This window comes from Prauserella sp. PE36 (assembly GCF_003311655.1).
Classification (GTDB): Bacteria; Actinomycetota; Actinomycetes; order Mycobacteriales; family Pseudonocardiaceae; genus Prauserella_A; species Prauserella_A endophytica.
The window spans coordinates 34,905-52,874 of sequence record NZ_QEQT01000035.1 but is presented as its reverse complement, the minus strand read 5'-3'; the positions used below and the strand labels follow the sequence as shown (position 1 = coordinate 52,874).

Here is a 17,970-nt window from a genome sequence, read left to right as displayed (position 1 = left end):
CTCCACGTGGGGGCCGGGGCGCGCGCCGGCGGGATCGGCCGCCGGGCGCGCGCCCCGACAAGGAAGTGCGTGACCCGGAGATCAGCCCTTGGGCTTGATCTCGGTGTTGCGGACGATCTGACCGTTCTCGACCTTGTAGGTCCAGACGGTGCTCTCTGCCAGCTCGCCCTTCTCGTTCCACTTGAAGCTCTTGGTCAGGCCCTGTCCCTCGTAGCCCTTGACGAACTCGAGCATGCCCGCGCGGTCCTTGACGCCCGAGTCGATGCCCTTCAGCAGGATCGTCGCGAGGTCGTAGCCCTCGGGGGAGTACGTGCCGGGCGCCCTGCCCCCGGACACCTGCTTGTAGCCCTCGTTGAACTCGGTGAACTGGTCGGCGGGAACGCACGGGCACGTGAAGTACACGCCCTCGGCCGCGTCACCGGCGCCCTTGACGAACTCGTCGTCCTTCACGCCGTCGGGGCCGACGAACTGGGCCTCGACACCGGCGTCGAACAGCTGCTGCGCGAACGGCGCGGCCTCCTGGTAGTAACCGGAGAAGAAGATCGCGTCCGGGTTCTCGCCCTTGATGCTGTTGACCACGGCGGAGAAGTCCGTCTGCTTGGTCTTGATCTGTTCCTGGCAGCTCGCCTTGTCACCGAGGCGATCGGTGATCGAGTTCGCGAGGCCGATGCCGTACTCGGAGTCGTCGCGGACGACGCAGACGGTCTGCGCGCCCAGCTCCTCGGTGATGAACTGCGCGGCGGCGGGACCCTGTGTGTTGTCGTTGCCGAGACCGCGGAAGAAGGTCTTCCAGCCGTTCTCGCTCAGCGCGGGGTTGGTGGCCGACGGTGTGACCTGCACCAGGCCGGCGTCGTCGAAGATGTTGCCCGCGGCCTTCGACTCGCCGGAGAACGGCAGGCCGACGACGCCGATGATGTCCTGCGTGTTGACGATCTGCGTGACGATGCCGGGAGCGCGGTCGGGGGTGCCCTCGGTTTCGAACTCCTGCAGCTCGACCTGGCAGTTCGGGTTGTTCGAGTTGTGCCGCTCGATGGCGACCTTCACGCCGTTGAGGATGTTCTGCCCCAGTGCGGCGTTCGCGCCGTTGATGGTGCCCGCGTAGGCCAGCTTGGTGCCGGCGTCGCAGGTGGCGTTGCCGTCGCCGGCGGGGTCAGCGGCGTTGGCTGCCTGAGCTGGTGCGCTGGCCTGCGGCTGCGAACCCGTGTCGTCGCCACCCCCGTCCTCGGTGCGCGCGGCGCACGCGCCGAGAACCAGCGACGCCGTCGCCGCCAGCACCACAACCCGCCCAAAGCGTGCTCTTGACACATTTCCTCCCGATGTCCTTCAAAGACGCAGGAACGCGACCCCACCCCGAAAGGTCGAGACCTGACTGGGCGATGAAGTTAGCCGCGCGTCAGGTGATTGCACAGCAACCGTCAGCCGTTGTATCCACATCGTGACGGTTTCAGGGACGGTTAGCCGACAGCTCAGGCCCGATCGAAGCAACGCGACAATCAGGTCTGTACCAGCGGTAGTCAACGAGCGCACTTGCGATGCGATCTCCCCAGCCCCTGCCACCCCGTGTCCCCTTTCGAGTGAGAGGAACCGTACAGCACGCGAACCAGCCGAAAGTCGCACTCGGCGGCCGAGCCGCCAGCCGGACCAGCACCATCGCACAAAGCACCCCAGGCTTGTGTTCTACATCACAAGCCTGGGGTGCTTTTGTGTCCGGGCGGGCCGGTTACTTGGCGATGTTGTCGACGACGGCCTGCGCGACGGCCTTCATCGTGGTCCTGCGGTCCATCGCGGTGCGCTGGATCCAGCGGAAGGCATCGGGCTCGCTGAGTCCCTGCTGGCTCATGAGCAGGCCCTTCGCGCGGTCGATCAGCTTGCGCGTCTCGAGCCGCTCGTTGAGCCCGGCGACCTCGGACTCGAGCGCCTGCAACTCGGCGAACCGGCTGACGGCGAGCTCGATGGCGGGCACCAGGTCACGCTTCGCGAAGGGCTTCACCAGGTAGGCCATGGTCCCGGCCTCGCGGGCGCGTTCCACCAGGTCACGCTGGCTGAAGGCGGTGAGGATGACGACGGGCGCGACCCGGTCACCGGTGATCTTGGCGGCTGCCTCGATGCCGTCGAGCTTGGGCATCTTGACGTCGAGGATCACGAGATCGGGCTTGAGATCGGCGGCGAGTTTGATAGCTTCTTCCCCGTCGCCGGCCTCGCCGACCACCTCGTAGCCTTCCTCGCGCAACATTTCGACGAGGTCAAGCCGGATCAGTGCCTCGTCCTCCGCGACGAGCACACGACGCTGCGGTGCGGTGACAACACCGTTGGCCTCGGCCTCGGTAGCCGCTTCGGTCACCGGGGTCCTCCTGGGCGATCGACGGGATGTGAATACGTGCGGCGTGCCGCGGTTCCAGGTTACCGGTGAACGGCGTATCCAGAGAGATGGCGTTCGCCACGTGCGGTGATCGCCGCGTTGGCACATCGGACGAAACATTCCCGTGGTAGCCCGAATGCCGGGGCCCGTGCGACGGCGAGTAAAGTTCGGGGCCCAGGCCCCCGTAGCCCAATTGGCAGAGGCACACGACTCAAAATCGTGCAAGTGTGAGTTCGAGTCTCACCGGGGGCACCCTCCAAGGACACCCGAGCTCGGCCTTCTTACCAGGGCAAACCCCGTGAGAGACCGATCTTGTGCTGCCTCACTGTGTCTCGCTGTGCCCCCTCGCCATCCGGTGTCACTGAGTGCCCGCCCATTCGGCCCACCTGGGCCGACGGCAAGCAAGCAGCAAGCCAGGTCGACACACACGCGTGCCGGAGGTCGTAGGGGCGGCGCCTTGCGTGTCTTCTTCCTGCACCCGCGCCACTATGGATCTCCAACGCGGCCGCCAGTGAGGTGCCGGTGTCGTTCCAAGTGTCGAACAGCAGCCGTAAGCGGTCGAGGACAGGGACTGGCCATCCGGGTTCCGCGGGGACAGCCCCGCACAGGGTGCCTTACCTTTCCCCGCTCGGTCGGCGTACTTCGGCGGCTCGGTTCATCCGAACGCCCAACAAGAGTCCCAGGCCGATCATTCCGATGGCCAGACCAAGGTGCAGCCAGTTGTCAGCGTTGTTCAGGGGCACGAAGTTGGCCGAAGAGTCGTGGTCGATCACGAGCCCGTAGATCCAGAGGACCAAATAGATCACGCCCCCGCCGATGAGGAACGCTCGCGAGCCGGATGCGCTGCGCGCCAGGGCGAGACCCACGACGCCGAAGAGAAGATGCACGATGTTGTGCAAGATCGAGACCTTGAAGACACCGAGGAGCATGGCCTCGGATTCGTGGCCAGCGAAAGTCATAGCGTCATAATTCGTGGTCACACCTGGAATGAACCCCAGGATGCCCACCAGTAGGAAGACCGCGGCCACGATCGCCGCCGTCCTCCGCAACATCACACCCAGGTTGCCCCCGAGCTGCTCTTGTCGACCGGTCATGTCCGTTCCCTCCACATTCTGGTCTCGAGCGAATGCCCAATGCGAGGCGTCCTACACCTGTGCCGCGCCAGCAGTCACGGCGGCAGACCGGGTCGAGCCCGGTTTGGCGTAGGCGGCGACGTCCTCCTCGCTGTCGAACGCCGGGATCCCGTCGGCCGCACCCAGGCTCATCAGCACGAAGCGGCCGACGTAGCCGAGTCCTGCGGTCGGCACCCAGGTCACCGTGATCATCACCGTCGACGGTGTACGTGCCGGGGGTGCCGCCCAGCCTGGCGGGTGCGCCCGGCTGCCGAACCTGCGACCACGGTCGCGGGGGACCCTGGGTCATCCTCGGCGGTTCACGATCGGGTGCCCACCACCCTCATGGTCGCCGCGGGCGAGGGCATCGTGGCCAGGTGCCGTGGCCAGCAGAGCACGCGGCCGCTCCCACCAGGTGTCCTCGCGGCTCGACGAGCTGATCCGGAACGCGATGCGAGCGGGTCAGTCCTCTGTGGACGACTGCCCGGTGATGGCCGCGACGGCCTTCTTCCTCGCCGGTTCACCGACCTCGGGCAGAACGAAGTTGCGCGCCCGCAAATACGCCATGAGATCGGGGTCCGGCGCGATCGCGTGCTCACGCAGGTAGTAGCCCACCGACCCCGGCCACACCCACACGCCGTCGGTGCGGAAGTTCAGCGGCACCGCCGGCTCGCGGTCCGGCGCGAACGCGTCGGTGTCGTAGCTGCGGGCGGCCATCACGACGGGCGCCTTCGTGAGGTAGTCGAGCGCGCGGTCCCGCTCGGCGGGCGGCAGCGGTGGCCGGTTGACGACGGGCCTGCCGTCGGGGTCGAGCCCGTCGTAGACGCGGGGCTGGCGCAGCCCGTACTCGTCGGCTGGCCGGTCGCCCGAATCCCCCCTGGCCCGCTTCGTCAGCCACTCCGGGACGAACTGGTCGGCCCTCGGGAAGAACCGCAGCTCGTCGGCGAAACCGATCGGCGGCGGCACGCGCCGCCAGCCCGGCTCCTCGTCGATCACGAACTCCGTGCGAGGAGGACCGCCCGGCACGAAGACGAGCGCGGCCGCCAGCCACGTGCCGCGACCAGGCTGGTACATGCCCGTGCGCAGGGTGCCGAGCAGCTGCACCGCCGGGGGCGGCGGCTGCAGGGGCACCGGCGTGCCGTCGGGCCTGGTGACCACGACGTCTGCCTCGATGTGCCTGCCCGCGGCGCGGTACTCGACGCGCACCTGCCGCCAGCCGGGCGGCAGACCGGCGGTGACCGCCTGGCCGATCTGCCCGATCAGCTGTTGCCGCTGCTGCGGGTTCAGCGGGCCCGGTGGCTGGCTCATCGGGTACTCCTAACCCTGCAACCCGCGCTGGAACCAGTCGGGCATGTTCTCCGGCGAGCGCGGGAAACGTTCCTGCTCGCGCTGGAAGTGCTCCCGTTCCGGCGCCGACGGAAACGACGGCAGGTCGTTGTAGTTGTACTTCACGGAGAACGTGTCGGGCGGATCGATGATCAGGCGGAACGAGTACCAGGTGCCCACGTCCTGGGTGTACATGCCGCTCCGCAGATCGGAGAACAGCGGTGCGAGCGTGCGCGGCGGCGAAAGCCTGACCACACGGCCGTCGGCCAGCATGGCGCTCGCCCCGACGTTGACCTTTCCGCCCAGCGTCAGGTAGTCCATGATGATCCGCTGCCAACCGGAGGGGGCTTGCTCGAGCACGACCTTGGTCGCCTCACCGAGCAGGCGGTACTGCTCGTCCGGCGGCATCGGCGTCGTCATCCTGGTTTCGTCCTCTCGCCTCGTCCAGTGTCCCGCGTACCTTAGGACACCGCGTTGGACGCGTTGTCCTGGCCCGCCTCGTCGATCCGCTGCCGCAGCCAGCCCGGAACGTGCTCCTCCGACCTCGGAAAAGCCGCCAGGTCATGGGCGAAAACCCACGGTGGGACATCGGGAACCCACGCCGGGTCCTCGTCCAGGTTGAAGGAGACCTCGGGCTGCCCGCCGGAGGTGAGCACGAACCTCGCGGAGAACCACGTACCCCTGTCCTGCTCGTACATTTCCTTGCGCAGCGCGGAAATCTCGTCCTCCATGGAACGGGGCGAGATGTCCGGGGTCGACCCGTCCGCCATCGTCACGGCGAACTCGGTCTGCACGACGGCCGCCAGAGCCCAGACGGAGAAGACGATGCGCCGCCAGCCTTCGGGCGCTTCTTGCGTGAGCCGCGCGAAGATCGCCTGGATCGCGTCGTCAGTCGTCGCCATAGTGCTTCACCTTCGACCAGTCGTCGACCGGCATGTTCTCCGGCACGTTGATGAACTTTCGCTCGAACACGCGCACCCTCGGCTCGCCGGTCTCCGGGTCGGTGTCCTTGACCCGCCAGCGCATGGTCTCCTCGACGGCCATCCCGTCCTCGGTCCGCCGTGGCACCGAGACCTCGAGCAGCTCGACGTCGGCGCCGGACGCCTGAGCATACCTCGCGATCTGCTCTTCCTGGTGCCGCCACGACTCCGAGCGATCCACCTGGTCCCAGCCGTCCCTGGCGTTGCCGCTGTTGGACGCGGCCATCTGACCGTGCATGTTGCCGTAACCGCCGGGACCGCCGCCTTCCGTCGGCATGAGGTGGCCGCCCGCCCAACGGATCTTCCGGTACGCGGGTTCTTCGGCGTTCTTGTACGCGTCGCGCCCCTCGTTGCCGGCGCGGTTCTGGGCGGCCTGGTCACGGTAGTTGTCGTTGGACGGCCCGTAGTCCGGCTGGCCGCTCATCTTCTCCGTCTGCGCGCGCTCGTTCGTCTCGAAGTGGATCTTCTTGTCGGGATCCCGCCAGTTGTCGACCTCGTACTTGCACTCCGGCAGCATGTGATTGAAATCCGGGTTCGTTCCCGCCTTGATGTCCGCCTTCTCGGCGTCGGACATCCCTTCGATGTCCTTCCAGTCGGCGTCCGTGTCGTACTGCCTTCCGGGCGTCAGTTCGACCCACTTGATGTCGCCGTTCTCATCGGTGTAGAACCTGGTGCTCGCGGCGACTTCCCCGTTCTTTCCCTTGTACTCGACCGGGATCTCCATGTTCGGCTTCAGCTTGCCGGTCTCATCGAACAGCTCCGGGTGGTCCCGCAGAGCCCGCGGGATCTGGTACCTCTCGGACGGCTCCGCGTTCTTCGGCGGGAACTGGTTCCTGCTCGGCATGTCGGTCTGGATCGTGCTGCTCGGCGACCGCGGCGGATCGTTGTACGGGTTGTCCGGCGGTCCGGCAGCGGGATTGTCGCGGCCGGGGCGGTCGTAGTCGACGATCGGCGCGTGGTCGGCGTGACCGGGGCGGTAGAAGTCCGGGTCGTCGGAATGGACCTGGTAGTCGCCCCACTCCTCGTCCAGGTTCGCATGATCCTCACCGCGAGCCTGCGCGCTGTCGACGTCGATGTCCTGCTTGTCGGCATCGGCGGTGTGCGGGGTGAAGGCGTCGTCGCTTCCCCTGGAGGTCGAACCGTCCGGGCTGTGCACCGACCATTCGCCGTTCGGCGGGATCCTTGGCCGCACCTGTCCGTCCGGGCCGACCTCGTAGTCGGACGAGAACACCCGGCCGTCCGAGTCGGTCCACGCGGGCTTGTTCGGTGCCAGCACCTCGGTGTCCAGCTCGCGGGACAGGCGCTGGGCGAAGTCGTTGGAGCCCGCGTCGCAGCCGATCAGCCGGATCGGCCTGCCGTCGTAGTCGCCGTTGCGGCGCAGGATGTCCGCGAACTCCTCGGGCGTGTAGAGCTGGTTGCCGATGCGGGCGTGCCCGTCGGGAGTGACGTGCACGTCCGCCGTGTAGCGGCCGTCCGGATCGGGCTGCACGCGGTGCGGCAGATCGCCCATCTCCGGGTCGTTCCGGTGGAACGACGTGCCCGCCGGAGTGGACTCCGCGTGCCGCTGGTTCACCTCGTCCGGACCGAGCTTCTCCGGGTCGTGGTGGGGCGGCGTGTTCGGGTAGGCCGCGTCGTCCGGGCCACCGTTCCCGTTGTTGTCCGGGGTGTGCTGCCCCGGCTGGCCGTTCGGGTGCGACGGCCCTCCGTCGGGTGGCTGGGTGCCGGGCGGAGGGGTGCCGTGGTGCGACGGCGCCGGGTGGGCCGGGCTGTTCGGGCCGCCGGGGCCGAACCCGCGGGGTGCCGCCTGCGGCGGGGTGTTCGGGCTCGGCGGGCTCGGGCGGCCCCCCGGACCGTCCGGCCTGGCGGCGGGAGCGTCCGGGGTGCGAGGGGAGGGCGCGCCGGGGCTGCCGGGCGTGCCGGTCCAGCCGCCCGAGGCGCCGGGGCGGCCTCCCGGCGAACCGACGCCGGGGCCACCGCCGCCAGGCGCGCCGGGGCCGCCCGCGGGACCGCCCGCAACCGGGGTGCCCTGCTGTCCTGAGGGAGAGGAGCCGCCGCCGTCGGGACCGCGCTGCGAGGGCACCGCCGACGGGCCCGCGTCCGGGGTGCGCGGCAACGTGCCGCTCGGCTGCGCCGACGCGCTCGTGGACGTGCCGGAGTCGTGGTGGGCGCTCGGCGACGGGCCGCCCGAGCCGCTGTGCGGCGCGGGGCCGCTACCGCCCCCGCCGGTGTGGGTGCCCGGCGACGACGGCGAGCCCGACGGGCTGTCCCCGCCGCCGTTCGGGGTCGGAGACGGCGAGCTGTGCGAGGGCGACGGGGAGGAGGGCGGCGCGCCGCCGCCGTCGGGGTTCGGAGTGTTCGGCGTGTTCGGGGTGCCCGGTGTGTTCGGGGTGTTCGGCGTGCCCGAGGCATCCGGCGTGCTCGGGGTGCTCGGCGTACCCGGACTGTGCGGAGCGCTCGGCGCGCCCGAGCCATCCGGCGTGCTCGGCGTGCCCGGGGTGTTCGGAGTGCTGTGGCCCGCGGGCGGCGTGCTCGTCGTGGTCGACGGGGAGTCGCTCGAACCGCTCGACGACGGGGAGTCCGCCCGGCTCTGGTAGCTGGAGGGAGAGTCGGTGCTCGACCCACCGTTCGACGACGGCGAGTTCGTGGTCGTTCCGCTGCCGGACGGCGAGTCGCTGGACCGGCTCGACGGGGAGCCACCGTCGCCGCCCGCGTCCGGACTGCTGTCGCCGGGGCTGTCGGTGGTGTTGCCCGAGGACGACGAGTCGCTACCCGAACCGCTGCGCGTGCTCGTGGACGGGGTGCCGGTGGTGGTCGCTCCTGTGTCCGAACCGGATCCTTCGCCATCCGAAGAGGACGATCCACTGTCCGAAGAGGACCCGCCGTCCCCGGAGTCCCCGCCCGAACCGTCGCCGGAGTTGCCAGAGTCCCCGCCGTCGGAACCGCCGCCGGACCCGGAACCGGAACCGCCTCCGGAACCACCACCGCCCGGCGTGTCGACATCCGGGCCGCCGCGCTGCAGGAAACCACCAGGAGTGATGTTCCTCGTGTTGATCACGTCGAGGCCGGTGACCTTACCCGCGATCTTGCCGCTGACCTTGAGGATCTTGGCGAGGATGTCGCCCAGCTTGCCCAGCAGCGGCGAGACCTTGCGAATGGTCTCCAGCAGCTTCTTGAGCAGCTCGGCGATCTTCGCGCCCCACTTCGAGATCGCCGTGACCGCCTGCGCGACCACCACGGGCGTCCCGAAACCCAGCGAGAACACCGTCTCCAGCACCCAGGCGATCAGCTTGCCGACGAGGTCGGCGATCAGGTCGCGCACCGTCTCCCTGACGAAGCTCACGACCTCGCCGAAGATCATCACGACGGTGCTGATCGACCCGGCGACCGAGGCCGCGCCCGCGATGGTCTCCTCCTGCTCCTTGCAGGATTCCCGGTAGGAGTCGGCGGCGGCGCCGGTCCAGCCGGTGGTGCCGTTCGCGACGGCGTTCGCGAACGAAACCTTGGTCTCGTCGAGATGCGTGGCGACGTTGCTCCACGTCTCCGAATAGGACTGGATCACCGGCGGGTCACCGCACACCGAGTCCAGCATGTCCTTGAGCGGCTGGATGTGCTCCATCAGGAACGACGCGACCGACGACATCAGCCAGCCGAACGGGTCGATGGCGGCCGCGGCGCCCTCCGCGGCCAGGCCCAGCACGCCGAGACCACCCTCGACCCAGTTGCCGTCCTTGATGCCGTTGAACGTGTCGATCGCCGACTCGGCGATCCCGATGCCGCCCGCGTAGCCGTAGTCGCCGTTGCCCGACGTCAGCGGACCCGGGCCGTCACCGTCCTGCGGCGCGTCCGCGACAAGCGAGTTCCCCTCGGGCATCAGACCTCACCGCCCTTGAACGCGTCCGTGACGCTGTCCTCGGTCCCCTGGTAGGTCTCCGCCGCCTTGCGCACCTTGTCGGCGGTGGCCTGCATCGCGCTCACGGCCTCCTTGAGCGCGTCGATCCCGTACTGCTCCACCGGGTCCAGCAACATCCGGAACGGCTGGCAGAGGATCCCGTAGGCGTCGGTCGGCATGCTGACCGTGTTCGCGGCGTCGACCGCCTGGTTCAGCTGGTCCGTGCAGCCGTCGAGCTGCGCGGCGTGTGCCGTCAGGTCCGAGCCGAGCTCGAAGCCACCGCCGTCTGGCATGGTTCCCCCTAGTCAAGCCGATCGGTCAGGACAGAATCGAACGCCCGCCGAAATCGTCGTCATCGTCGTCGGCCGGCCGCCTGCGTGGCCTCGCCTGCGGCTTCGGCGGCATCGCGGGCGGCGGGCCCTGGCTGGGCGGCGGCGCTTGCGGACGCGGCGGCTGGGCCGGTGGCTCCTCGTCCTCGGGTCCGAACCGCATCTCGCGCTGCGGCGGCTGCTGCGCGGGCGGCTCGTCCTCCGGCGGCTCGGGGAAGGTCTTCTTCGCGTCCTCGAAGACCTTGTTGGCGGCCTGGTCCTCCGTGCCGATGGTCTCGGCCATCGTCTGCTGGAGCAGCTCGGGAATCCGCGACTGCGCGGTCTGCACGGTGCGCATGATCTGCATGGCCACCTCGGCCATGCGCTTGCCCTGCGCGCTCTCCGCGATCGAAAGGTTGGTGAGCAAGCCCTTCGCGTTGATGGTCACCTCGATGGTGTTGTCCGGGGAGCGCTCGGTGACCGAGAGCTCCTGGACCCGCGAGGCCATCGCCTGGTAGCGCTGTGCCTGCTCCTGGATGCGCCGGTTCCAGTCGTCGACCATGCGCTCGCTGGCCTCGATGCCGTCCGGCATGTGCATCCTTCCGTCGTGCGCGTGCTGATTCCCCATAGTGACGGTGGCGTCCCCCGTCTGGTTCCGGCTCGCGCGGATTCTGCCCGAACAGCGCAAGCATAGAACCTGGTCCGGACCTCGCTCTCACCGATCAGGTGACTGCCGTCGGACGCCTGTTGTTCCTAGGTTGATTCGTGTGGGCGCGCTGCATCGGAGGACCGGACCGGCTCCCCGGCGCGGCCGCGACGCGGCCGGGACCTTCCTCACCCGCTCGCCCGGCGTGCCCGCCGACCTGCCCGCCTACGTCTTCGGCGAGGGCTTCTACGCGCGGCTGGCCGACCGCCTCCTCGGCGACCTGCCGTGGCACCGGCGCGTGCTGCGCGGCCACCGCCTGTGCACCCTGCTCGACGGCCAGTCCGCGAAGCTCGATCCCGCCGCCTACGCCATGCTCGCGCAGACGCCGGTGCGCGATGCCTTGCGCGGGCTCGGTTTTCCGCCCTTTCTCGCCGACACCCTCGGCGACGACACGGCACTGGGCGCGCACTGCATCCTCGGCGGCATCCACCGGCCCGACCTCGGCGCGACGCTGCGCGTGCTGATCGCGCTGGTCTGCCCGGAGCTCGGAGCCTGCCCCGCCTGCGTCGCCGTGCACACGACGTTCGCCTCGCCAGGGCTGCTCCAGCGACTGCGTGTACTGGCGGGGCACGACCGTCAGCAGGCGCGATCGAGGATGGGGCGGACGAGGAACGGGCGGTAGCCGAGGCTCGACGGCAGCGGGACGTGTTCGAGCGCGCCCGTCGGCAGGTGGCAGCGGACCAGGCCCGAGAATCCGCGGACGGCTCGCAGGCCCTCGGCCGTGAACAGCGCCGTGTGCCGGTCCTCCCACACCGGCCCGGTCGGCACGCTCGTGCCGGTCCGGGTGCCCTCCGGCAGCGCGATCGCCGTACGGGAACCACTGCCGGGTTCGATGGTCTCCAGCGTCGGCGGTGCGTACCGGCAGGTGTGGACCAGCTCGCCCCCGGGCACCAGCTGGACGGGTTCCCTCGGCGGCAGCCGCAGCCGCGTGCCGCCGGGCGTGAGCACGGCCAGCTCGTCCCCGTCGACGATCACGGCAGCGCCGCTCAGCGCGTCGAGCTGGACGTACTGCACCGGCAGCGGCTCCGGTCGCTCACCGGGCACCCAGCGGAACGACTCGCCCAGTCGCGTGTAGAACACCGCGCCGCCGTGGACCCCGTGGACGCGGGTGCCGAGCTCGTCCTGCCGGGGCAGGCTCGCCACGCTCCCGTCGGCGAGATTCACGACGTGCACCTGGTCCTACGAGCGGCGGCCGACGTGCGTCTCCGTGCCGGCCACGAGCCTGCCGTCGGCACTGCGGGCCGGATGGCTGCCGACGTCGGCGGGCAGCCGCTCGGCCTCGCCGTCCCAGCGGACCAGCGTGCCGGCTCCCGCCGTGGTGAAGACCGCGATGCCCCGCGGCGTCTCCCACGCGGTGTAGAGGTGGCGCCCCTCGGCCTTGCCCAGCGGGAGCGGATCGCCGCCGCGCCACACCACGACCGTGCCGTCGGCGGCGACCATGCCCGCAGCCGGTGGCCAGCCGGGCGTGCTGACCGGCTCGGTCTCGTGCCGTGGGGGCGTCCAGGCCACCGAGCGCGCCCGTTCCGGTGGCCGCCTCGGCACGGCGGTGACGGTGCCGCCGTCGACCGCGACCAGCCGGCCTGCCACGGCGTGCTCCAGCAGCGCGGGCAGTTCCTCCTCGGGCAGCAGCAGCCGCTCGGCGAGACCTTCGGTGCGCGCCGGGTCACTCCAGACCGCGACGGACACGAGGTCCGACGCCGCCCGGAGGTAGCGTTCGCGCCCGTTGCCGGACAGCGCCGGCCTGCCACGGCGGAGCCAGCGCGGCGGCTCCTGTGTCGTCGGCGCCGGCCAGAACTGGACGAGCCAGACGTCCCCTTCCTCGTCCTCCTCGGCGGGACGGCGCGAGACGCGCGCCCGGAACGGCCCCCGCGCGCCGAGCTCCAGCGCGCCGTCGTAGGTGCCGCCCGTCAGCAGGCCCAGCGCGACGGCCCCGGCGCGGCTTCGAAACGGGGTCTCGACCACGTCGTCCCACTCGTCCCCGGCCGCGGGCGGCTCGGCGTCGTGTGCCTCCAGCCGCACGGACTGGTACGGATCCCCCGCGTGGCCGTGCAACCAGCCGTCGCCGGCCGTCGCGATCGTTCCCGCGAGCGCCTCGGTGGCCAGCTCGCCGAGCAACGCGTTCTCGTGCTCTGGCGACGACTCCCCGCCCGCGGGCCATTCGTCCCTGACCACGACGGTGCCGTACTCGGGCAGGTACTCCGCATCCTCGTGAACCCCCAGCAGTGCCATGCCGGGACGCTAACAGCACCCTCCGTCAATCCCGCTCCGCGTCGCTGTGCGGGTGCAGCGGCGTGCCCGCGACGGCACAGTGCACGCGCACCGGGCTCGTCTCCGGCTCCGGCTCGCGCCCGCGCAGCGCGGCCGGGACTCCGATGACGGCGATGACCGCGCCCGCGAGCAGCAGGCCCGCGCAGATCAGCATCGCCGTGCGGTAGGCGGGCGCGAGCGCGACGGGGTCGGTGAGGCTGCCGGTGCCCAGGCCCGCCGCGAGCGGCAGCACCGCGACGGCGAGCAGCCCGGCCGCGCGGGCCACCGCGTTGTTGACGCCGCTGGCGATCCCGGCATGCCGGTCGTCGACCGAGCCGAGGGCCGTCGCCGTCAACGGCGCAACGGTGAGCGAGAGGCCCAGGCCGAGCAGGACCACCGGTGGCAGTACGTCACGCAGGTACGACGGGCCGGCGCCGATCCGCGCGAGCAGCACGAGCGCACCCGCGCACACCACCGGGCCCGCGGTCATCGGGATCCGGGGCCCGATGCGCTGGGCGAGCGCACCGGCGCGCGCCGACAGCAGCAGCATCAGCACGGTCACCGGCAGCAGCGCGAGCCCGGCATCGAGCGGCGGGAACCCCGACACCACCTGGAGGTTGAGCACCACCAGGAAGAACACCCCGCCGAGCGCCGCGTAGACCACGAAGGTGACCACGTTGGTGGCCGAGAAGGCGCGGGAGCGGAAAATCCCCAGTGGCAGCATCGGGTGCGCCGAACGCCACTCCACCACGACGAAGCCCGCCATGCCCGCGACGCCGAGGCCGAGGCTGCCCAGGACCACCGCGGAGGCGGGGCCCAGCTCCGGCCACGCGGTGAAGCCGTAGGTGAGCCCGGCGAGCCCGAGCGCGCCGAGCACGGCCCCGGTCGCGTCCAGCCCGCCGACCGCACCGGGATCCCTCGTCTCCGGGATGTGCCGCACCGCGACGGCGCACACGAGCAACGCCACCGGCACGTTGATGAGGAAGATCAGCCGCCAGCTCGCGATCTCGACGAGCCAGCCGCCCAGAAAGGGGCCCAGCGCACCCGCGACACCGGCGAGCCCCGACCACGCCCCGATGGCCTTCGCCCGGTCGTCGGGATGGAACGACGCCTCCAGTATCGCCAGCGCTCCGGGCGTGAGGAGGGCGCCGCCGACGCCCTGCAGCAGGCGGGCGGCCACGAGCATCCCGACCGTCGGCGCCACGGCGCACAGCAGGGACGCCACGGCGAACCAGGCGACGCCGAGCAGGAAGATCCGCTTGCGGCCGAACCGATCGCCGAGCGAGCCGCCCAGCAGGATCAGCGCGGCGAGGCTGAGCGTGTAGCCGTTGACCGTCCACTGTAGAGCGGCGGTGCCCGCGCCGAGGCTCTCGCCGATGTCCGGCAGCGCGATGTTCACCACCGTGGCGTCGATGAACGTGAGCCCGGAACCCAGCACGGTCGCCAGCAGTACCCACCGGCCCGCGGCCTGCCCGTAGCGCAGTGCGGGCGCGCTCGCGCCACTCGTCGTCATGAGGGCTCATGGTCGTCTCCGGCACCTGGACGTGCAAGACGCCGCGGTTGCTGTGGGTTCCCCGGGAGAACCCCGTTCTGACCGCTGTCTGACGACTTCCTGACAGCGCCGCGGCACGCTCGCGGCAGCGACCACGACGACGAGGAGAGCAATCGGTGACCACAGCAGCGTCCAGACGTTCCGTGCTCGGCCTGCTCGCCGCGGCACCGCTGGCCGCGAGCGCCGTCACGGCGGCGCCCGCGCGGGCCGCGGACCTTCCCCGCGTGCCCGGGCAACTGCGCCCAGGCGGCGCGTCCGACCGCGCGGCCAAGCCACCTTCGTCGAGGTCTACCCGGACCTGGACCGGGTGACCGTGGTGCTCGCCAACGTCGACAGCGCGGTCTCGCCGATCGTCGACGCCGCCAGCCGCGTCTCACCGCCGAGCCGCCCCGGCGTCGAGGGTCAGCGGCTCGCGCGACGCGCCGCCACGGCCGCGCGGGCGTCCTCGTGCACGAGATCGGCGTTGATCGCCGCCGCGGCGCCGACCCCGGCCGCCGCCGAGGCGATCACCTGCGCACGCGGGTCGGCGACGTTGCCCGCCACCCACACGCCGGGCACCGACGTGGCGCCCTGCGCGTCGGCGGGGACGTAGGTGGCGATCACGTGGCCGCCGACCTCCAGCTCCGCCGTCTCCAGGCCCAGGCCCGCGAGCACGCCGGCGCGGGCGGTGGCGCGCGGGGCTACGGCGAGCGCCTCCCTGGCCACGACCTCGCCCGAGCGCAGGCGTACCCCGGTGAGCCGGTCGCCGGTCACCTCCAATGCCGTGACCTCTCCCTCCACGACGGTCACGCCGACCGCGTCGAGCTCCTCACGCTCGTCGGCGGAGAGCGAGGGAGCCGTGTGCGTGAAGAGGGTGACGTCGTCGCTCAGCTGCCGGAACAGCAGCGTCTGGTGCATCGCCATCGGTCCGGTGGCGAGCACGCCGATCGCGCGGTCGCGCACCTCCCACCCGTGGCAGTACGGGCAGTGCAGGACGTCCCGACCCCAGCGTCCCGCGAGCCCTTCGACGTCGGGCAGCTCGTCGGTGAGCCCGGTGGTCACCAGCAGCCGCCGCGCGAGCACCTGCCCGCCGTCGGCGAGCCGTACGCGGAAGCCGCCATCTCCCAGGGCTTGCGCCGAGGACACCGTGCCGCTCACGAGCTCGCCGCCGTACGCCTTGAGCTCGGCACGGCCCAGCGCGAGCAGCTCGCCGGGCGGCGTGCCCTCGCGGCCGAGGTAGTTGTGCACGCCCTCGGCGGTTGCGTTGCGTGGGTCACCCGCGTCGACCACCAGCACCGAACGGCGCGACCGCGCCAGCGTCACGGCGCCGCCGAGCCCCGCGGCGCCGCCCCCGACCACCACCACGTCGTACTTCTCGTTCACCTGCGAATCCCTCCACTCGTCCTCTTCCGGCACTATGCGCCCAGTCCGGCGAGAACGACAAAGGAAATTGCCAGAACAGCAAACGCTCAGGCTCGGGCGGCCCAGCGGCCGTCCTCCCGGCTGATGCGCACGGGGTGGTCGAACGTCTTGGTGACGTTGTCGCTCGTGAGCACCTCGCCGGCGGCACCGATGGCGAGCACTCGGCCCTCGCGCAGCAGCAACGCGTGCGACGTGCTCGCGGGCAGCTCCTCCAGGTGGTGGGTCACGAGCACGGTCGCGAGCCGTGGGTGCTCCCGGCGCAGCGCGTCGAGGCTCGTGAGCAACTGTTCGCGGGCGGCGAGGTCGAGTCCGGTGGCGGGCTCGTCGAGCAGCAGCAACCTCGGGCGGGGCAGCAGCGCCCTGGCGATCAGCGCCCGGCCGCGCTCCCCCTGCGACAGCACGGGCCAGCGCGCGTCCCTCCGCGTGGCGAGGCCGAGCATGCCGATCAGCTCGTCGGCCCTCGCGACCTGTTCCGGCGTGGGCTGCCAGCGCGGCACCGGTTCCGTCGTGTTGGTCAGCCCGGTCAGCACCACGTCCCGCAGGCGCAGTGGCGAGGTCAGGGGGTGGCGCGGGTCGACGTGACCCACGAAGGTCCGCAGCGTCCGCAGGTCGACCTTGCCGAGCCGGTGGCCGAGCACCTCCACGGTCCCGCGCGTGGGGTGGGTGCGCGCGCCGAGCAGGCCGAGCAGCGTGCTCTTGCCCGCGCCGTTGCCGCCGAGCAGGGCCCAGTGCTCGCCGGGCTCGACGGTGAACGACACCGATCGCAGCAGGTAGTTGCCCTGGCGCACGAGGTCGACGTCGCGAACGTCCAGCACCGGCCCGGTGCCCTCCGGGTGCACGCTCACCGCTCTCCCACCGCCGCCCTGATCGCCGACAGCACGCTCTCCAGGTTGTCCACGGTCGCCGCGACCGCAGCGGCCGCGTCGCCGCGTTCCAGCGCGGCCAGCAGAGCGGTGTGCGCGTGCGCGACGTCGGGCAGGTTCTCCTCGTGCCGCACCATGTCCGTCAGCGCCTCGAACAGGACCGGCCGCACGGCGGTGAAGAGGCTGAGCAGCAGGGCGTTGCCGGACAGCTCCACCACTGAGCGGTGGAACTCCAGGTCGGCGGCCACGAACGCGGCGGCGTCGCCGCCTGCCAGCTCACCCCGCCGGTGCAGGCCCGCGCGCAGGCGCTCGACGTCCTCCGGGCGCACCCGGTGCGCCGCGAGCCGCGCGGCCTCCACCTCGAGCGCCCTGCGGACCTCGTACACCTCGAGCAGCCGCGCGCGCCGGACGAGCCGTCCGACGTCGACCACGCCGGCCCCCTCGTCCGGCGGGTCGGCGACGAACGTGCCCGCTCCGTGGCGCACGACCAGCAGCCCGTCCCGCGCGAGCAGCCGCACCGCCTCCCGCACCGACGACCGGCCGACGCCCAGCGCGGCGGCGAGCCGGACCTCGTTCGGCAGCCGTTCGCCCGGCCGCCACTCCCCGCTCCGCAGCCGATGGCGCAACAGGTTCTCGACCTGTGGCACCACCGGCCCGTGCCGCAGCACCGGCGCCTTGGCCACGCGCCACCTCCCCCAAATGCTCGCCGGGGCCGACCCTAACAAGGGTCAGCAGAGGTCTGAGGACCTGCCGGGCCGAGGTGGGACGCCCGTCACGCCGCTAGCCGGCCTCGCCGGACAGCAGAGCCTCGCCGGGAGCGGTGACGTGGTGGACGACGGCGCCGCCGTGTCTCGTGCTGTCGGCCAGTCCCGACTCCCCCAGCGCGGCGACCCGCTTGCTCGCGGCGCCGGCGGACGTGCCGAGGCGGACGGCCGGCGCGCTCGCGCTCAGCGGCGTGGTCAGCGCCCGCAGGCGGCCGGCTCGGCGTTCGCCCGAGCAGCGGGACGGGGCACCGGCCCCGCGACGGCCGTTCCCCGCCGCCGCCTTCGCCCGCCGGGTAGATGGGCACCGGGCGGCAGGCCGTGGTCGATGACGGTCACGGGGCGTCCGGCGCATCCCCTCGACGGCCAGCACGGCGCGTAGTCACGGAGGACCCGCTCCAACCCGTGCCGGGCTGGCGACGGAGACCAACCACTGCCCCGTTTTCCGTGGCGGGCGCCACAATGA

At 71.4% G+C, this 17,970-nt stretch carries 19 protein-coding genes and 1 tRNA gene; 3 read left to right on the top strand and 17 right to left on the bottom strand.

Features of this window, described 5'->3' with window-relative positions:
• Positions 1-81: 81 nt before the first annotated feature.
• Positions 82-1,275, bottom strand: a complete 1,194-nt coding sequence (locus DI005_RS04595; RefSeq protein WP_113641376.1) for a branched-chain amino acid ABC transporter substrate-binding protein — start codon at positions 1,273-1,275, stop codon at positions 82-84.
• Positions 1,276-1,720: 445 nt separating this feature from the next.
• Positions 1,721-2,341 carry an ANTAR domain-containing response regulator gene (locus tag DI005_RS04590; RefSeq protein ID WP_112272234.1) on the bottom strand — a complete coding sequence of 207 codons (621 nt, stop codon included), beginning with the start codon at positions 2,339-2,341 and terminating at the stop codon, positions 1,721-1,723.
• A gap of 196 nt (positions 2,342-2,537) precedes the next feature.
• On the opposite strand from DI005_RS04590, the gene DI005_RS04585 reads away from it, so the two are divergent.
• A tRNA-Leu gene (locus tag DI005_RS04585) sits at positions 2,538-2,611 on the top strand.
• Positions 2,612-2,973: 362 nt separating this feature from the next.
• Here the strand turns inward: DI005_RS04585 and DI005_RS04575 are convergent.
• From DI005_RS04575 to DI005_RS04540, 8 genes are all read right to left on the bottom strand, one after another.
• Complete coding sequence (locus DI005_RS04575) at positions 2,974-3,411, bottom strand: DUF4383 domain-containing protein (RefSeq protein ID WP_113641375.1); 438 nt, start codon at positions 3,409-3,411, stop codon at positions 2,974-2,976.
• Positions 3,412-3,504: 93 nt separating this feature from the next.
• Positions 3,505-3,684 carry a hypothetical protein gene (locus DI005_RS04570; protein WP_113641355.1) on the bottom strand — a complete coding sequence of 60 codons (180 nt, stop codon included), beginning with the start codon at positions 3,682-3,684 and terminating at the stop codon, positions 3,505-3,507.
• Positions 3,685-3,933: 249 nt separating this feature from the next.
• Positions 3,934-4,779: a ferredoxin gene (locus DI005_RS04565; protein ID WP_113641354.1), complete on the bottom strand. Its 846-nt coding sequence runs from the start codon at positions 4,777-4,779 to the stop codon at positions 3,934-3,936.
• A gap of 9 nt (positions 4,780-4,788) precedes the next feature.
• Positions 4,789-5,217, bottom strand: a complete 429-nt coding sequence (locus DI005_RS04560; RefSeq protein ID WP_112272240.1) for a hypothetical protein — start codon at positions 5,215-5,217, stop codon at positions 4,789-4,791.
• Between the two features lie 41 nt (positions 5,218-5,258).
• Positions 5,259-5,699 (bottom strand): hypothetical protein, encoded by a 441-nt coding sequence (locus DI005_RS04555; RefSeq protein ID WP_113641353.1) that lies wholly within the window; start codon positions 5,697-5,699, stop codon positions 5,259-5,261.
• A complete protein-coding gene (locus tag DI005_RS04550; protein ID WP_113641352.1) occupies positions 5,686-9,648 on the bottom strand; it encodes a hypothetical protein in 3,963 nt (1,320 codons plus the stop codon). The genes DI005_RS04555 and DI005_RS04550 overlap by 14 nt, the downstream gene beginning before the upstream one ends.
• Complete coding sequence (locus DI005_RS04545; RefSeq protein WP_112272246.1) at positions 9,648-9,959, bottom strand: type VII secretion target; 312 nt, start codon at positions 9,957-9,959, stop codon at positions 9,648-9,650. The genes DI005_RS04550 and DI005_RS04545 overlap by 1 nt, the downstream gene beginning before the upstream one ends.
• Positions 9,960-9,984: 25 nt before the next feature.
• On the bottom strand, positions 9,985-10,566 hold the full coding sequence (locus DI005_RS04540; protein ID WP_112272248.1) for a YbaB/EbfC family nucleoid-associated protein: 582 nt from the start codon (positions 10,564-10,566) through the stop codon (positions 9,985-9,987).
• A 175-nt stretch (positions 10,567-10,741) separates the two neighbouring features.
• Between DI005_RS04540 and DI005_RS04535 the strand changes: the two genes are divergently transcribed.
• Positions 10,742-11,302 carry a hypothetical protein gene (locus DI005_RS04535; RefSeq protein WP_228714154.1) on the top strand — a complete coding sequence of 187 codons (561 nt, stop codon included), beginning with the start codon at positions 10,742-10,744 and terminating at the stop codon, positions 11,300-11,302.
• On the opposite strand, the gene DI005_RS04530 is transcribed toward DI005_RS04535, so the two are convergent.
• From DI005_RS04530 to DI005_RS04520, 3 genes are read right to left on the bottom strand one after another with little or no spacing between them, the layout of a single operon-like run.
• Complete coding sequence (locus DI005_RS04530) at positions 11,257-11,844, bottom strand: hypothetical protein (RefSeq protein ID WP_137096455.1); 588 nt, start codon at positions 11,842-11,844, stop codon at positions 11,257-11,259. The two genes, DI005_RS04535 and DI005_RS04530, sit on opposite strands and share 46 nt — an antisense overlap.
• 15 nt (positions 11,845-11,859) lie before the next feature.
• On the bottom strand, positions 11,860-12,909 hold the full coding sequence (locus DI005_RS04525) for a hypothetical protein (protein WP_113641350.1): 1,050 nt from the start codon (positions 12,907-12,909) through the stop codon (positions 11,860-11,862).
• A 25-nt stretch (positions 12,910-12,934) separates the two neighbouring features.
• Positions 12,935-14,440, bottom strand: a complete 1,506-nt coding sequence (locus DI005_RS04520; RefSeq protein ID WP_113641349.1) for an MFS transporter — start codon at positions 14,438-14,440, stop codon at positions 12,935-12,937.
• 155 nt (positions 14,441-14,595) lie between these two features.
• On the opposite strand from DI005_RS04520, the gene DI005_RS37875 reads away from it, so the two are divergent.
• Positions 14,596-14,790 carry a hypothetical protein gene (locus DI005_RS37875; RefSeq protein ID WP_147263820.1) on the top strand — a complete coding sequence of 65 codons (195 nt, stop codon included), beginning with the start codon at positions 14,596-14,598 and terminating at the stop codon, positions 14,788-14,790.
• 91 nt (positions 14,791-14,881) lie between these two features.
• Here the strand turns inward: DI005_RS37875 and DI005_RS04515 are convergent, their stop codons facing one another.
• The 4 genes from DI005_RS04515 to DI005_RS37870 form a co-directional block, all read right to left on the bottom strand.
• Positions 14,882-15,841 carry an NAD(P)/FAD-dependent oxidoreductase gene (locus DI005_RS04515; protein ID WP_113641348.1) on the bottom strand — a complete coding sequence of 320 codons (960 nt, stop codon included), beginning with the start codon at positions 15,839-15,841 and terminating at the stop codon, positions 14,882-14,884.
• Positions 15,842-15,927: 86 nt separating this feature from the next.
• Entirely contained in the window at positions 15,928-16,725 is a 798-nt protein-coding gene (locus tag DI005_RS04510) for an ABC transporter ATP-binding protein (RefSeq protein WP_113641347.1), read from the bottom strand.
• The gene (locus tag DI005_RS04505; protein WP_113641346.1) at positions 16,722-17,426 is read right to left on the bottom strand and encodes a FadR/GntR family transcriptional regulator; all 705 of its coding nucleotides are present in this window, start codon (positions 17,424-17,426) and stop codon (positions 16,722-16,724) included. Before DI005_RS04505 ends, DI005_RS04510 begins: the two co-directional genes overlap by 4 nt.
• Positions 17,427-17,523: 97 nt before the next feature.
• Complete coding sequence (locus DI005_RS37870; protein ID WP_137096461.1) at positions 17,524-17,877, bottom strand: hypothetical protein; 354 nt, start codon at positions 17,875-17,877, stop codon at positions 17,524-17,526.
• Between the last annotated feature and the right edge of the window lie 93 nt (positions 17,878-17,970).

Bases quoted from the DNA above. Each gene is read 5' to 3' on its own strand.
- DI005_RS04575 (WP_113641375.1), bottom strand. From the start codon at position 3,411: ATGTTGCGGAGGACGGCGGCGATCGTGGCCGCGGTCTTCCTACTGGTG.
- DI005_RS04570 (WP_113641355.1), bottom strand. From the start codon at position 3,684: ATGATCACGGTGACCTGGGTGCCGACCGCAGGACTCGGCTACGTCGGC.
- DI005_RS04565 (WP_113641354.1), bottom strand. From the start codon at position 4,779: ATGAGCCAGCCACCGGGCCCGCTGAACCCGCAGCAGCGGCAACAGCTG.
- DI005_RS04560 (WP_112272240.1), bottom strand. From the start codon at position 5,217: ATGACGACGCCGATGCCGCCGGACGAGCAGTACCGCCTGCTCGGTGAG.
- DI005_RS04555 (WP_113641353.1), bottom strand. From the start codon at position 5,699: ATGGCGACGACTGACGACGCGATCCAGGCGATCTTCGCGCGGCTCACG.
- DI005_RS04550 (WP_113641352.1), bottom strand. From the start codon at position 9,648: ATGCCCGAGGGGAACTCGCTTGTCGCGGACGCGCCGCAGGACGGTGAC.
- DI005_RS04545 (WP_112272246.1), bottom strand. From the start codon at position 9,959: ATGCCAGACGGCGGTGGCTTCGAGCTCGGCTCGGACCTGACGGCACAC.
- DI005_RS04540 (WP_112272248.1), bottom strand. From the start codon at position 10,566: ATGCCGGACGGCATCGAGGCCAGCGAGCGCATGGTCGACGACTGGAAC.
- DI005_RS04525 (WP_113641350.1), bottom strand. From the start codon at position 12,909: ATGGCACTGCTGGGGGTTCACGAGGATGCGGAGTACCTGCCCGAGTAC.
- DI005_RS04520 (WP_113641349.1), bottom strand. From the start codon at position 14,440: ATGACGACGAGTGGCGCGAGCGCGCCCGCACTGCGCTACGGGCAGGCC.